This window comes from Meridianimarinicoccus sp. MJW13, from assembly GCF_014901205.1.
Lineage (GTDB): Bacteria > Pseudomonadota > Alphaproteobacteria > Rhodobacterales > Rhodobacteraceae > Meridianimarinicoccus.
The window spans coordinates 565,020-578,039 of sequence record NZ_JACNMU010000001.1 but is presented as its reverse complement, the minus strand read 5'-3'; the positions used below and the strand labels follow the sequence as shown (position 1 = coordinate 578,039).

Sequence of the window (13,020 nt, the reverse complement as noted above, 5' to 3'; positions counted from 1 at the left end):
TTCCACAGGAGACTTCGTCTTGACCCTTTCGCTTCGTCGCATCGCCCTGCCGCTGGTCCTTTCGGCGTTGGCCGGGATGGCCTCCGCCCAGGAGGTTACCCTGCGGTTCCAGCATTTCGTGTCGCCCAATTCGGCCAACCCGAAGTATTTCATCGGGCCGTGGGCGGAAAAGGTAGAGCGGGAGTCCGGCGGCCGGATCAAGGTCGAGATCTATCCCTTCATGCAGTTGGGCGGCAAACCCACCGCGCAATACGATCTGATCCGTGACGGCGCCATCGACGGCGGCTGGGTGATCCCCAGTTACCAGCCCGGCCGTTTCCCCGAGGCCGAGGCGCTGGAACTGCCGTTCATGACCTCAAAATCCGCCGAGGAATCAAGCCAGGCGGCCTGGGAGTTCACCCAGAAGCACCTGATGGACGATTTCGCCGATGTGCATGTGATCGTGGCGCATCTGCACGGGCGCGGGATTTTGCACACCAAGGGCGCGCCGGTGGAAACCGTCGCCGATCTGGACGGGTTGCGTATGCGCGGCCCGTCGCGCCCGGCCACGGCGCTGCTGAAGGAAGCCGGGGCCACCCCGGTCGGAATGCCGGTACCGGCCTTCCCCGAGGCGCTGGCCAAGGGCGTGGTCGATGGCGGGGTGATCCCGTGGGAGATCGCGCCCTCGCTGAAGCTGGACGAGCTGACCGACAGCCATACCGACGTGGCGGGTGACCAATCGCTGTATAACCTCTATTTCATCTGGGCGATGAACAAGGCTAGGTACGAAAGCCTGCCCGAAGATCTGAAAGCCGTGATCGACGCCAACTCGGGCGCCATGGCGGCGGCCTGGGCTGGACGCGCCCATGACCAGGGCGATGCCGAGGGCGAAGATGTGATCCGATCCGCCGGCCACACCATGGTGGTTCTGGACGAGGCCGAGACAGACAAGCTGCGCACCGTGGGCGCGGCCGTGACCGCCGGCTGGATCGAGGAAATGACCGCCAAGGGGCTGGATGGCGCCGGTCTTGTCGAAGATGTCCGCACGATGATGGGCACCTATTCGGGCACCGCCGGCGCGGGCAACTGAGGGCGGTTCCGGGCGCGCTGCGCCCGGGATTTTCTGCCTCCGACGGGAGTATTTTGACAAGAGTGAGCGCCGTCTTGCAATCGATCCGGGGGATCGATTGAGGTGCGAACGGGCGGAGCCCCAGCCGACCGGCACTTGCTCCGGCGGAGCTTCAAGCCGTGGGTCGGTCGGGCGGCAGGTCGCACCGACGCCTTCGGCCCGGCTCACCCCAGCGTCAGCAGCGTGACCTGCGTGTCGCCAAAGCGGCGCTGTGTTTCGACGGTGAACCCTTCGGGGGCGTCGTGGGGGGTGTTGTCCTCCCATAGGATCATGGCCTTGGGCGCGATCCAGCCGCTGGCGCGGGCGCTGGCCAGCGCCTGTTCGCCCAGCCCCTTGCCATACGGCGGATCGAGAAAGACAAGATCAGCGGGCGTGCCGGAACAGGGCGGCAGCCGCGTGGCATCCGCGCCCAGCAGGGTGCAGCGCGCCGCGCTGCGGGTCAGGGCGATGTTCTGACGGATCAGGGATTGCGATTTGCGGCCCTTTTCCACGAAAATGGCGGTTGCCGCGCCGCGCGACAGGGCCTCAAGCCCCAGTGCGCCGGTTCCGGCAAACAGGTCGAGGACGTGCAGATCGTCGAAATCGCCCAGCCGGCTGGTCAGCATCGAGAACAGGCTTTCGCGCACCCGGTCGGGCGTGGGGCGCAGGTGGGCACCGGGATCGCCCTTGCCCAGAGCGGCCAGGCGCAGGCCGCGAAACTCTCCGGCGATGATGCGCATGGCTCAGCCCAGCAGCGATTTGAGATCGGTTGCCGGGTCGGCGACGGCGGCAGGATCGGCGCTTTGCCCGGCATCCACCAGCCGCTTGCCGATCATATAGGCGCGAGGGTCGTTCATGGCGTCCACCGCCAGAAGCTGATCGCCCGCGAAATACCAGTGCGAGATCGCGCCGTCGCGGGTGCCGGGACGGGTGACGATGCGGTCATAACCGGTGTTCAGCCCGGCGATCTGCAGTTTCACATCATATTGATCCGACCAGAACCACGGCTTGGGGATGTAATCGGCGCCCTGATCCAGCATGTCGCGGGCGGCGGCCTCGGCCTGATCGATGGCGTTCTGCACGCTTTCCAGCCGGATGCGCCCGCCGCGATAGGGGAAGGAGGCGCAGTCGCCCGCCGCCCAGATGCCGGGTTCGGTCGTGCGGGCGCGGGCGTTGACCGCGATGCCGTTGTCCAGCACCAGCCCCGCGCCTTCGGCCAGCGCGGTTTCGGGGCGCACGCCGATGCCGACGATCACCAGATCGACTTCCAGGGTGGTGCCATCGGACAGTTCCGCCGCGGTGACGGTGCCATCGGGGCCGGTCAGGCGGACAAGGCTGGTGCCTTCGCGCAGATCGACGCCTTCGGCCCGGTGGCGGGCAGCGAACCACTGGGCGGTTTGCGGGCAGGCGACGCGGCCAAGGATGCGGTCGGCGGCTTCGACCAGCGTGACGTCCATGCCGGATTTGCGGGCCACGGCGGCAGCCTCCAGCCCGATGTAGCCGCCGCCAACCACCAGCGCGCGGGCGCCGGGTTTCAGGTGGGGGGCGATGGCATCGGCATCGGCCAGATCGCGCATGGTGAAGACCCCGTCCAGATTGCCGCCGATGGTGGCGGGCAGGCGCAGGGGCGTGGCCCCCAGGGTCAGGGCCAGCTTGCCGTAAGCCAGGGTTTCGCCGCCCTTCAGGGCCAGCTTGCGGGCGCCGGGGTCGATGCCGATGACGCGGGTGCCGGTGCGCAGGGTGACGTTCAGATCCGCCCAGGCCTCGGCCGGTTTCAGGTACAGCCGGTCCAGCGGCATCTCGCCCAGCAGATAGGCCTTGGACAGGGGCGGTCGCTGATAGGGCGGCACGGGTTCCTGCCCGATCAGGGTCACCGGCCCGTCGTGGCCCGCACCGCGCAGCGCCAATGCCAGCGAAGCCCCGGCCTGACCGGCCCCGATGATGACAATTGAGGTGTCCATGCTGCTCTCCGCTGGTTTGGCCCGCTGGCTGCACTATAGTCGCCACACCTGCAAGTGAAACACGAAGCGAGGACACCCATGCCGATTTCCCAAGGCGACACCCTGCCCGAAGCCACCCTGATGCGTCTTGGGGCCGAGGGTCCCGAAACCGTCGAACTGAGCAGCCTGACCAAGGGCCGCAAGATCGTGCTGGCGGGCCTGCCCGGTGCCTATACCGGCCCCTGCACCGAGGCCCATATCCCCAGCTATATCCGCACCATCGGCGATCTGAAGGCCAAGGGTATCGATGATATTGTTTGCGTGATCGTCAACGATCCCTTCGTTGCCAAGGTCTGGGGCGACACCACCGGCGCGACCAAGGCCGGGATTCGCATCCTGTGCGACCCGGAATGCACCTTCATCCATGCGCTGGGGCTGGAGTTCACCGCCCCGGCCATCGGTCTGATCGACCGGTCGCAGCGATTCGCCATGATCGTCGATGACGGCAAGGTCAGCCTGCTGAACGTCGAGCCCGACGGCGGCGTCTGCAACGTCTCGGCGGGCGAAACCCTGCTGGACGTTCTGTAAAACCGATCTGGCGGGTCAGAGGCTGTCCATCTTGCCCGCCAGCACCACATCCAGCGCCGACAGACCGCCCGCATCATGGGTGGTCAGGGTGACGGTGACGGTGCGATAGACATTGTGCCATTCGGGGTGGTGGTTCATCGCCTCGGCCACAAGGGCCGCGCGGGTCATCCAGCCGAACGCCTCGATGAAATCGGCGAACCTGTAGGTCTTGGTGATGGCGTCGCGCCCGTCCACAAGGTCCCATCCGGTGGCGAACAGCGGCTCCAGCGCACTGCGGTCGGTCAGTTTGTCTTGCATGTCTTCTCCTGTCACGGATCGACCGAGGGGTCGGATTTCCTGAACGGGCCATAGGCGGTGAGAACCTCGATCTCTTCCTCGACCGCAGCGCCTTCGGCCTCCAGATAGCGGGCGATGGCCTTGGCAAAGCCGGGATCGCCGACCCAGTGCAGCGAATGGCAGGTCACCGGCAGATAGCCGCGCGCCAGCTTGTGCTGGCCCTGCGCGCCGGCCTCGACCCGCGCCAGACCGTGGGTGATGGCGAAGTCGATGGCCTGATAGTAGCACAGCTCGAAATGCAGGCAGGGGTGATCTTCCAATGCGCCCCAGTAGCGGCCGAACAGCGCGTCACGGCCGATGAAATTCAGCGCGCCGGCGACGGGGCGGTCGTCGCGCAGAGCCAGCACCAGCAGCATGTCGTCGCGCAGGCTTTCCTGGGCGCAGTCGAAGAAGGCGCGGGTCAGATAGGGGGTGCCCCATTTGCGCGCCCCGGTGTCCTGATAGAATCGCCAGAACCAGTCCCAGTGTTCGGGCTCGATGTCCTTCCCGGTCAGGGCGACGATCTGGCCGCCGAAGCCCTGGGCGGTGGCGCGCTCCTTGCGGATGTTCTTGCGCTTGCGCGAGGACAGGCTGGCCAGGAAGGCGTCGAAATCCGCGTAGCCGTCGTTGAGCCAGTGAAACTGCTGACTGCGCCGCCGCATCAGGCCCATTTGCGCGCCGGCTTCGGCCTCGGCCTCGGTGCAAAAGGTGATGTGGACCGAGGAGACCTCGTTGTTGGCGGCCAGTTGCACGGCGCCCTGCACCAATGCGGCCTGTCCCAACTCGGTGAAGGCGGGGTGGGCCAGAAGGCGGCGACCGGTGGCCGGGGTGAAGGGCACCGCGATCTGCAGCTTGGGATAATAGGCGCCGCCCGCGTTTTCATAGGCGTGCGCCCAATTGTGGTCGAAGATGTATTCGCCCTGGCTGTGCCCCTTGACGTAAAGCGGGGCCACGGCGATCACCTGCCCGTTGTGGTGCACCGCCAGATGGCGCGGCTCCCACCCGGTGCCACGCCCGACCGAACCGCTGTCTTCCAGTGCCTTGAGAAACCGATGCGTGGTGAACGGATCGAGCGGGCGTGCGCCATCGGCGGCCTCGGGGCAGGCGCAGGCATCCCACTCCGCTTGCGGGATCTCGTCAATCGACAGGTGGACAGTGACTTCGGTGGGGCTGTGCTTCATCGGGCAACCTGTGGCGGGCTCGCCCTGAACCTGACACTGCCAGCGCCAAGGTCAAGGCATGGCCCGTACACGGGCGCGCGATCAGGAGATCTGAAAGACGCCGTCGATTTCGACCGCCACGCCAAAAGGCAGTTGCGCCACGCCGACGGCAGAGCGCGCATGTTTGCCCGCGTCACCCAGCACCTCGCCCAACAGGTTCGAGGCGCCGTTGACCACCGCCGGCTGGTCGGTGAAATCGGAGGTCGAATTGACGAAAGCGTTCAGCTTGACCACCCGCACCAGCCGCGACAGGTCGCCGTCGCAGGCGGCCCTGACCTGCGCCAGCAGGCTGAGCGCGCAGCGTGCGGCAGCCTTCTGGCCGGCCTCCACATCCAGATCCTTGCCCAACTGGCCCACTATCAGCCCCTCGGCGTTCGCGGACACCTGTCCGGACACATGCAGCAGATCGCCGGTGCGGACGAAGGGCACATAGGCGGCCAACGGGGCGGGCGCATCGGGCAGCGTCAGGCCAAGGGCGGCAAGGCGGGATTCGATCGGGTTGGTCATGGGTCTTTTTCCTGTTGGTCGGGCCGCGATCAGCTTTCGCGGAAGGCTTTGACGAAATAATCGGCCAGCGGTTTCACCAGATAGGCCATGGGCGTGCGATCGTCGGTGCGCAGGAAGGCTTCGACCGGCATGCCGGGCAGCAGGGTGATGCCTTCGGGCAGCTTGTCGATCTCGCCTTCCAGCAGTTCCAGTTCGGCCAGGTAGAAGCTGAAACCGGTGGACTGGTCGGTGAAGGCATCCGCCGAAATCTGGGTGACGCGGCCGGTCAGTTCCGGCGTGGTGCGGCTGTCCAGCGCCGAGAAGCGCAGCGTGACCTCCTGACCGGGAAAGACCTGGTCGATGTGGATCGGCTCCACCCGCGTCTGGATCACCAGCGGGCGATCCTGCGGGATGATGTAGAGCACCGGGTCGGCAGGGCGGATGACCGAGCGTTCGGCAAAGACCTGCAGGTCATAGACGATGCCGGCAACCGGGGCGCGGATGTCCAGCCGTGACAGCCGGTCCAGAAGGGCGCGGCGCTGTTCGGCCAGTTCGGCCTCGCGGCTCTGGATGTCGCGCAGGCGCGAGATGGCTTCCTCGCGGCGGGTGTTCTCAAGGCCAAGGATCTGGATGTCGATCTCGGTGATGCGGCCCTCGGCCTCGGCCTTCGAGGCCTGCAATTCGCCCAGCGTGCCGCTGAGACTGGATTCCTCGCGCAGAAGCGCCAGCAAACGCGGTTTCTGGGCCAGGCCGCCGGCCAGCAGGGTTTCGGCGTCGGCGACCTCTTCCTTCATCAGTTCCAACTGGCGGGCCAGGGCGTCCTGCTGCGCCTCGATCCCTTCGATCTGGCTGCTGATCTGGCTGCGCCGCTTGCCAAGCTGTTCGACTTCACGGGCCAGCGACTGGGTGCGCGCCTCGAACAGGCGCTGCTGGCCGCGCATCAGGCTGGCCACTTCGGGACGGGTGGCCGCGACCTGCAACAGAATCGGGTCGTAGGAGATCGCGTTCAGTCCGTCCTGCTCGGCCTCAAGCCTTCCGCGCCGGGCCATGAGTTCGTAAAGCTGGCCTTCGACGATGGACAGTTCCGAAGCCAGGATGCTGTCGTCGAGATGGATGAGTATATCGCCCGAGGCCACCCGGTCGCCCTCGTCCACAAGGATCTCGTCCACAATGCCGCCATCCAGGTGCTGCACGACCTGACGGTTCTGATCGACCTCGATCCGGCCGCTGGCGATGATCGCCCCGGCAATCTCGGTAAAGACGGCCCAACCGCCGAAGCCGCCGACAAGCACGATCAGCACAAGGATGCCCAGCGTCAGGGGCCGCCGCGCCGACCATGCTGCCGAGGTATCGGCGGGGGGCAGTTGCGGGGCCGCCGGGGCGGTGGTCGCCAGAGCGCCATTGCCCTTGGTGGGATCGGGTTTGGGTGTCGGGGCTTGACGCGGTGGCGGGGTGCCGGCGGTCTTGAGTTGCGCTTCCATCACCTTCTTGGCCAGTTCCGGTGGCATGGCGGCACTGGCCTTGCGGGCAAGGGTCGTGGCCTTGTCGCCCTTGGGTTGGGCGCTGGCCTTGTCGCCCGTTGGTTGGGCGCTGGCAGGGTCGCCCGCTGGCCGGGCGCTGGCCGGGTCGCCCGCTGGTTGGGCGCTGGCAGGGTCGCCCTTGGGTTGGGTGTCCGCGGCGTTGTCTGTCGATTGTGCATCGTCTGCCGTGGCCGGCGTGGCGGGCTTTGATGCGTCGGTTGCCGGGGTTCCCGCCGCAGCGGTGGCCTTGGGATCTACGGGCTTGGGGGTCTGGTCGTCGGTGCTCATGTGATGCCTCCCTGGCCTTGTGAGGCTTTGATCTCATTGGCGTTCTTGACCATCTTGCTCAGCACCTCGTCGCGCGGGCCGGTGGCGCGCACGATGCCGCCATCCAGAACCAGCAGCAGGTCGCATTCCTGAATCGCCGCCGGACGGTGCGCCATGATGAGCACCGCCTTGCCTTCGCGCTTCATCCGCCGGATCGCCTCGTTCAGGGCAATGGAACCTTCGTTGTCGAGGTTCGAGTTCGGCTCGTCCAGCACCAGGATCACCGGATCGCCATAGAGTGCGCGGGCCAGCCCGACGCGCTGGATCTGGCCGCCGGACAGGTGGCCGCCATCCATCGCCAGATAGGTGTCATAGCCGTTGGGCAGGTTCAGGATCATCTCGTGGGCCGCGGCTTCCTTGGCGGCAGCAACGATGTCGGCGTCGCGGGCGTTGGGATCAAGACGGGCGATGTTCTCGGCCACGGTGCCGTCGAACAACTGCACCTTCTGGGGCAGATAGCCGATGTAGCGGCCCAGCAGGTCGGGTTCGTATTGATCCAGCGTGGCACCATCCAGACGGACGGTGCCGCCCGCCGGACGCCAGGCGCCGGTCAGCACCTTGGCCAGCGTAGATTTGCCAGCGCCCGACGGGCCGATCACGCCCATGGCCTGCCCCGGATCCAGCCGGAACGAGACCATGCGCAGCGTTGCCTGCTGTTCGCCCGGCGGCAGGGCGGTGACCTGGCTGACCTCAAGATGCGCCTTGGGGGCGGGCAGTTGGGTCAGCGGCGGTTTCGGCGGGTGCTCGGTCAGCAGGCGCGCAAGGTTGTTCCACGCGCGCGAGGCCGATTGTACCAGCGCCCATTGGCTGACCGCGATCTCGATCGGGGCCAGCGCCCGGCCCATCAGGATCGAGGCGGCGATCATCGCGCCCGGCGTCACCAGGTTCTGCAGCACCAGATAGGCGCCCAGACCCAGCATTGCCGATTGCAGGAACAGCCGGAAGGTCTTGGTGGCCGCCGCGAAGGAACCCTGTGCATCACTGGCTGTCACCGAAAGCCCCAGCGACCTGTTGCGGATCGCCTGCCAGCGGGTGAACGCCGAATTGCGCATGCCGAGGCTTTGCACCATCTCGGCCTCGGTCTTGAGCCGTTCGGACATGCGGTCGGCCTCGGCCGAGGCCACATGTGATTCGACCACCGGGCGGCGGGTCATCGCCTGGTTCATCACCGTGATCGCCACCAGAATCAGCCCGCCCCCGATGGCCAGCATCCCCAGCCACGGGTGGAAAATGAAGATGCCGAACAGGAAGACAGGGGTGAAGGGCACGTCGAACATGGCGCTCAGCACTGGCGAGGACAGGAACTTCTGCACCGTCTCAAGGTCGCGCACCCCGGCGGCGGCGGCGCTGCGGTTGGATTTTGCGGCGTCGTCGATGGCTGCCGTGAACACCCGGCGATCCAGTTTGGCCTGGAACCGCGCGCCGATCCGGGTCAGCACCCGCCCGCGCACGTAGTCCAGCAGACCCATCATCAGGTAAAGAAAGGCCACCAGCGCAGCCAGCGCCACCAGCGTCGCCTCGGACCGACTGCCCAGCACCCGGTCATAGACCTGCAGCATGAACAGCGGCCCGGTCAGCATCAGCAGGTTCACGAAGGTCGAAAAGACGGCGACGAACCAGAACAATCCGCGGTTTTCGGCCCGCGCGGCGCGAAGCTCGTTTCGGCCCGCCTGGTCAGTTTTCTGCATGGATTGTTCCTCTGGATGCGGTCTGCGAGGCCACGATAGCGTGTCGCGCCGGAAATACCTCTGGCGGAAAACCCTCACGGCCTCGCGAGGTGGTGGCATCTTCTTTCCGGGTCTACTATGTGTGGTCGCGTGCTTACAAGAGGGTGATCCCCCCAGTGCAACACGTACGCAAGTGGTCGGCCATTGCTCGCCGACATGTCATCAAAGCCCTTGTTTTACCGGTGTTTCTGGCCGGTTGCGCGACATCTGGTCCCGAGGGCTCTGTCGTCGACGACCCCTATGAGAACGTGAATCGCAAGGTCCACGAGTTCAACAAGGACTTCGACACGGTGCTGTTTCGCCCGTTCTCGCAGGCGTATGGCGTGTTGCCGCGCTATCTGCGGACGCGGGTGAACAATGTTCGGGCCAATCTGGAGCTGCCCGGCGACATCGTCAACGATGCCCTGCAGGCCAAGCCCGAGGATTTCGGCCACAACCTGTTCCGGTTCCTGGTCAATACCACCGTGGGCGTGTTCGGCATCTTCGACGCCGCCGGCGCCTGGGGGATGGAACGCCGGTCAACCGACTTTGGCGAGACCCTGTTCGTCTGGGGCGTCGAGGAAGGGGCCTATGTCGAGGTGCCGTTCTTCGGTCCCTATACCCAGCGATCCCTCACCGGCGAGGTCGTGGACCTGTTCCTGAACCCGTTGACCTTCGTTGGACTGACGCCGCCCGAGAGCTTTATTCCGCCTACAACCTATGTGCTTGAGAAATCCGACTACCGGTACGAGTTCTCGAGCACGGTGGACGAAGTTCTGTACGATAGCGCCGACAGCTATCTGCAGACCCGCCAGATCTATCTTGATACCCGCCGATTCGAGCTGGGGGATACCCCGGACGACGGCGGTGTCATCGACCCCTATGAGGAGCTCTTCAGTGAATGATATTGCCCTGACCCGCCGCCATCTTCTGGCCGCGCTGGCCGCCACGACCGTGCTGCCGTCTGCCGCCTTCGCCGCGACCAGCCCGGCCGCTGCCGAAGCCATGGTCAACAAGATGGTTGCCGAAGTGCAGAAGGCGATCAACTCGGGCCAGTCCGAATCGCGGATGATCAAGGACTTCGAGGCCCTGTTCAAACGCTATGCCGATGTGCCCACTATTGCCCGCTTCTCGCTGGGCGTCGCCGCCCGCTCGGCCAGCAGTTCCGAGCTGAGGGCCTATACCAATGCCTTCACCGGCTATTTCTCCCGCAAGTACGGACGCCGGTTCAACGAGTTCAAGGGCGGCACCGTGAAGGTTGTGCGCGCCCGCGCCGACAAGAAGGTGACGGTGGTGGATGCGGTGGCCAAAGTGCCCGGGCATTCGGATGTAAAGGTGGAATTCCACGTCTCGGACGGGTCCGGGTCGGACAAGGTGTTCAACGTGATCATCGAAGGCATCAACATGCTGACCACCGAACGTACCGAGATCGGCGCGCTGCTGGACAAGTCCGGCGGCTCGATCTCGAGGCTGACGCAGACCCTGAAGAACACCTGATACGAAAAAGGGCGGCCCCGGAGGCCGCCCTTTTTCTGTCGTGATTTCGCGATCTAGCCGCCGAAGATCGATCGCAGCACGTTGTTGATGGCGCGTTCGGTGTTGCGCACGGCGTTGTCGACATTGTTGCTCAGACCCTGCGCCGACTGTCCCACGTTCTTGGTCGGGCTGCTGCCGCTGTCGCCGGCCATCTGGCCGGGGCGAACGCCGGCGGGGATCTCCATCGGCAGTTGCGAGATTGGCACGCCTTCGTGCACCCTCACCATGGTCTCGCGCCAGATTTCGGCCGGAAGCCCGCCGCCGGTGACACCGCTGAGCGGCGTGTTGTCGTCGTAGCCCATCCAGACACCGGCCACGTAGTCGCCGGTGAAGCCGATGAACCACGCATCCCGCGCGGCCTGCGTGGTGCCGGTCTTGCCCGCCGCCGGACGATCGCCCAGCTTGGCGCGCTGGCCGGTCCCGTTTTCGATGACCTGGTTCATCATGTAGACAAGCTGCCGCGCGGCTTGTGGCGCGATCACCCGCTCGCCGATGCCGCCTTCCTGCCCGAACAATGGCTGGCTGTCGCCCAGCAGGCGCAATTCGGTCAGCCCGTAGGGCGTCACCGACGAGCCGCCGTTCAGGATGCCCGAATAGGCCGCCGTCATTTGCAGCAGCGTCGCCTCGGACACGCCCAGGGCCAGCGCCGGACCGGCGGCCAGATCGCTGCTCAGGCCGAAATCGGCGGCGATGCGGCGCACGTTCTCGCGGCCCATTTCCTCGGACACCTTCACGGCGGGGATGTTGTAGCTGTGTGCCAGCGCCTGCGTCAGCGTCACCTTGCCATGATACTTGCGATCATAGTTCTTGGGGGACCATGCGCCGGACCCGGGCACGTTGATGGTCAGCGGTTCATCCACCACCTGCGCGTTGGGGGTGAAGCCCCAGTCAAGGGCCGCGGCATAGACGAAGGGCTTGAACGCCGATCCGGTCTGGCGCAGCGCCTGCGTCGCGCGGTTGAAGGCGCCCGAAACCTTGGTCTTGCGGCCGCCGACCATGGCGCGCACGGCGCCGTCGGCATCCATCACCACGATGGCCGCCTGCGCCTTGGAGCCTTCGCGGACCTTGTTTTCGAACACCCATTGCAGCGCCTCTTCCGCGGCCCGTTGCAGGCGCGCATCGAAGGTGGTGCGGATCAACACATCTTCGGTGGTTTGCGAGCTGAGGAAGGACGGCGTGCTTTCCATCACCCAGTCCGCGAAATAGCCGCCCGCGCGGGCCTCGGCGGCCTCGGACAGGGTGGCGGGATTGGCGACGGCCAGCGCGGCCTCGGTCGCGGTCAGATAGTCTTCTTCCTCCATCAGGCCGATGATGATGTTGGCCCGATCCTGCGACCGCTGCAGGTCGGCGGTCGGCGCATAGCGCGTGGGCGCTTTCAGCAGACCGGCCAGCATCGCGGCCTCGGCCGGGTTCACCTCGGCAGCGGATTTGCCGAAATAGCGCTGGCTGGCGGCCTGGAAACCGCGCGCCCCGGCACCCAGGTAGGCCCGGTTCATATAGATCGTGAGGATTTCGTCCTTGGTATAGCGCGCTTCCAGCGCCATCGCGTACAGCGCCTCGCGGATCTTGCGACCCATCGAGCTGCGGCGGCAGTCGGCCTCATAGGCGGCTTCGTCGTTCTTCCATTCGTCGGGCTTGTAGGGCCGGCCAAGACACAACAGCTTGGCGGTCTGCTGGGTGATGGTCGAGCCGCCGTGCCCCTCAAGCGCGCCGCGCCCTTCGCGCAGGTTGATGGCGATGGCACCGGCCACGCCGCGCGGGCTGACCCCGAAATGGCGGTAGAACCGGCGATCCTCGGTGGCGATGATCGAATGTTTCAGATGCGGTGACACGGTGTCGGCGGTGATGACACCGCCGAACTGGTCACCGCGCCATGCGTAGACCTCGCCGTAGCGGTCCATCATGGTGACCGACCCGCGCGCACGGCCATCGACCATTTCCGAGGCATCGGGCAGCGTGGCATAGATCGACCCCACGGCCAGCGCCAGAATCAGCCCCATGACCAGCCCGAACCGCCAGCCGATGCGCCAGAACAGGCGCAGGATCCAGCTGATGATACGCCGGAAGAATCCGATGATACCGCCGCCGCCGCCGCGACCGCCCCGGCGTTGCTTGCGCGCCGCCGGTTTCGCCTTGCGCCGCTTCGCGGGCGCCGCCTTGCCTTTTTTCGCCGGTGTCGGGCGTTTCTTGGCGGTGGTGCCCGCATAGCGCTGATCGGCCCGCAGAATGCGCGGGGATTTCTGGGATCTGCTCATCTTGCGCCCTTCTTGGGGGTTCTGCCTTGCCGCAGTGTAC

12 protein-coding genes are annotated in these 13,020 nt (G+C 66.1%); 4 read left to right on the top strand and 8 right to left on the bottom strand.

What is annotated here, in order from left to right; translation table 11 throughout:
* Positions 1-76 precede the first annotated feature (76 nt).
* Positions 77-1,069 (top strand): TRAP transporter substrate-binding protein, encoded by a 993-nt coding sequence (locus H8B03_RS02800; protein WP_193140147.1) that lies wholly within the window; start codon positions 77-79, stop codon positions 1,067-1,069.
* A gap of 203 nt (positions 1,070-1,272) precedes the next feature.
* Here the strand turns inward: H8B03_RS02800 and rsmD are convergent, their stop codons facing one another.
* Together rsmD and H8B03_RS02790 are read right to left on the bottom strand one after the other, a co-directional pair.
* Positions 1,273-1,827 (bottom strand): 16S rRNA (guanine(966)-N(2))-methyltransferase RsmD, encoded by a 555-nt coding sequence (rsmD, locus tag H8B03_RS02795; RefSeq protein WP_193140033.1) that lies wholly within the window; start codon positions 1,825-1,827, stop codon positions 1,273-1,275.
* Between the two features lie 3 nt (positions 1,828-1,830).
* Entirely contained in the window at positions 1,831-3,048 is a 1,218-nt protein-coding gene (locus tag H8B03_RS02790) for an NAD(P)/FAD-dependent oxidoreductase (protein WP_193140031.1), read from the bottom strand.
* 78 nt (positions 3,049-3,126) lie between these two features.
* On the opposite strand from H8B03_RS02790, the gene H8B03_RS02785 reads away from it, so the two are divergent.
* Entirely contained in the window at positions 3,127-3,615 is a 489-nt protein-coding gene (locus H8B03_RS02785; protein WP_193140029.1) for a peroxiredoxin, read from the top strand.
* Between the two features lie 15 nt (positions 3,616-3,630).
* Here H8B03_RS02785 and H8B03_RS02780 read toward each other — a convergent pair whose 3' ends face one another.
* The 5 genes from H8B03_RS02780 to H8B03_RS02760 form a co-directional block, all read right to left on the bottom strand.
* Entirely contained in the window at positions 3,631-3,912 is a 282-nt protein-coding gene (locus H8B03_RS02780; protein ID WP_193140028.1) for a 4a-hydroxytetrahydrobiopterin dehydratase, read from the bottom strand.
* A gap of 11 nt (positions 3,913-3,923) precedes the next feature.
* On the bottom strand, positions 3,924-5,111 hold the full coding sequence (locus tag H8B03_RS02775) for a GNAT family N-acetyltransferase (RefSeq protein ID WP_193140026.1): 1,188 nt from the start codon (positions 5,109-5,111) through the stop codon (positions 3,924-3,926).
* Positions 5,112-5,192: 81 nt separating this feature from the next.
* Positions 5,193-5,657: a RidA family protein gene (locus H8B03_RS02770; protein WP_193140024.1), complete on the bottom strand. Its 465-nt coding sequence runs from the start codon at positions 5,655-5,657 to the stop codon at positions 5,193-5,195.
* A gap of 29 nt (positions 5,658-5,686) precedes the next feature.
* Positions 5,687-7,117, bottom strand: coding sequence for an HlyD family type I secretion periplasmic adaptor subunit (locus H8B03_RS02765; protein WP_193140145.1), 1,431 nt, complete (start codon positions 7,115-7,117; stop codon positions 5,687-5,689).
* Positions 7,118-7,440: 323 nt separating this feature from the next.
* Complete coding sequence (locus tag H8B03_RS02760) at positions 7,441-9,171, bottom strand: type I secretion system permease/ATPase (RefSeq protein WP_193140022.1); 1,731 nt, start codon at positions 9,169-9,171, stop codon at positions 7,441-7,443.
* A 155-nt stretch (positions 9,172-9,326) separates the two neighbouring features.
* Here H8B03_RS02760 and H8B03_RS02755 point away from each other — a divergent pair, with 155 nt between their 5' ends.
* Both H8B03_RS02755 and H8B03_RS02750 read left to right on the top strand, forming a co-directional pair.
* Positions 9,327-10,094, top strand: coding sequence for a VacJ family lipoprotein (locus H8B03_RS02755; protein WP_319022423.1), 768 nt, complete (start codon positions 9,327-9,329; stop codon positions 10,092-10,094).
* The gene (locus H8B03_RS02750; RefSeq protein ID WP_319022422.1) at positions 10,087-10,686 is read left to right on the top strand and encodes an ABC transporter substrate-binding protein; all 600 of its coding nucleotides are present in this window, start codon (positions 10,087-10,089) and stop codon (positions 10,684-10,686) included. Before H8B03_RS02755 ends, H8B03_RS02750 begins: the two co-directional genes overlap by 8 nt.
* A 53-nt stretch (positions 10,687-10,739) precedes the next feature.
* Here H8B03_RS02750 and H8B03_RS02745 read toward each other — a convergent pair whose 3' ends face one another.
* Entirely contained in the window at positions 10,740-12,980 is a 2,241-nt protein-coding gene (locus H8B03_RS02745; RefSeq protein WP_193140018.1) for a transglycosylase domain-containing protein, read from the bottom strand.
* Between the last annotated feature and the right edge of the window lie 40 nt (positions 12,981-13,020).

Bases quoted from the DNA above. Each gene is read 5' to 3' on its own strand.
- H8B03_RS02770 (WP_193140024.1), bottom strand. From the start codon at position 5,657: ATGACCAACCCGATCGAATCCCGCCTTGCCGCCCTTGGCCTGACGCTG.
- H8B03_RS02790 (WP_193140031.1), bottom strand. From the start codon at position 3,048: ATGGACACCTCAATTGTCATCATCGGGGCCGGTCAGGCCGGGGCTTCG.
- H8B03_RS02775 (WP_193140026.1), bottom strand. From the start codon at position 5,111: ATGAAGCACAGCCCCACCGAAGTCACTGTCCACCTGTCGATTGACGAG.
- H8B03_RS02745 (WP_193140018.1), bottom strand. From the start codon at position 12,980: ATGAGCAGATCCCAGAAATCCCCGCGCATTCTGCGGGCCGATCAGCGC.
- H8B03_RS02765 (WP_193140145.1), bottom strand. From the start codon at position 7,117: ATGGAAGCGCAACTCAAGACCGCCGGCACCCCGCCACCGCGTCAAGCC.
- rsmD (WP_193140033.1), bottom strand. From the start codon at position 1,827: ATGCGCATCATCGCCGGAGAGTTTCGCGGCCTGCGCCTGGCCGCTCTG.
- H8B03_RS02780 (WP_193140028.1), bottom strand. From the start codon at position 3,912: ATGCAAGACAAACTGACCGACCGCAGTGCGCTGGAGCCGCTGTTCGCC.
- H8B03_RS02785 (WP_193140029.1), top strand. From the start codon at position 3,127: ATGCCGATTTCCCAAGGCGACACCCTGCCCGAAGCCACCCTGATGCGT.
- H8B03_RS02760 (WP_193140022.1), bottom strand. From the start codon at position 9,171: ATGCAGAAAACTGACCAGGCGGGCCGAAACGAGCTTCGCGCCGCGCGG.
- H8B03_RS02800 (WP_193140147.1), top strand. From the start codon at position 77: ATGGCCTCCGCCCAGGAGGTTACCCTGCGGTTCCAGCATTTCGTGTCG.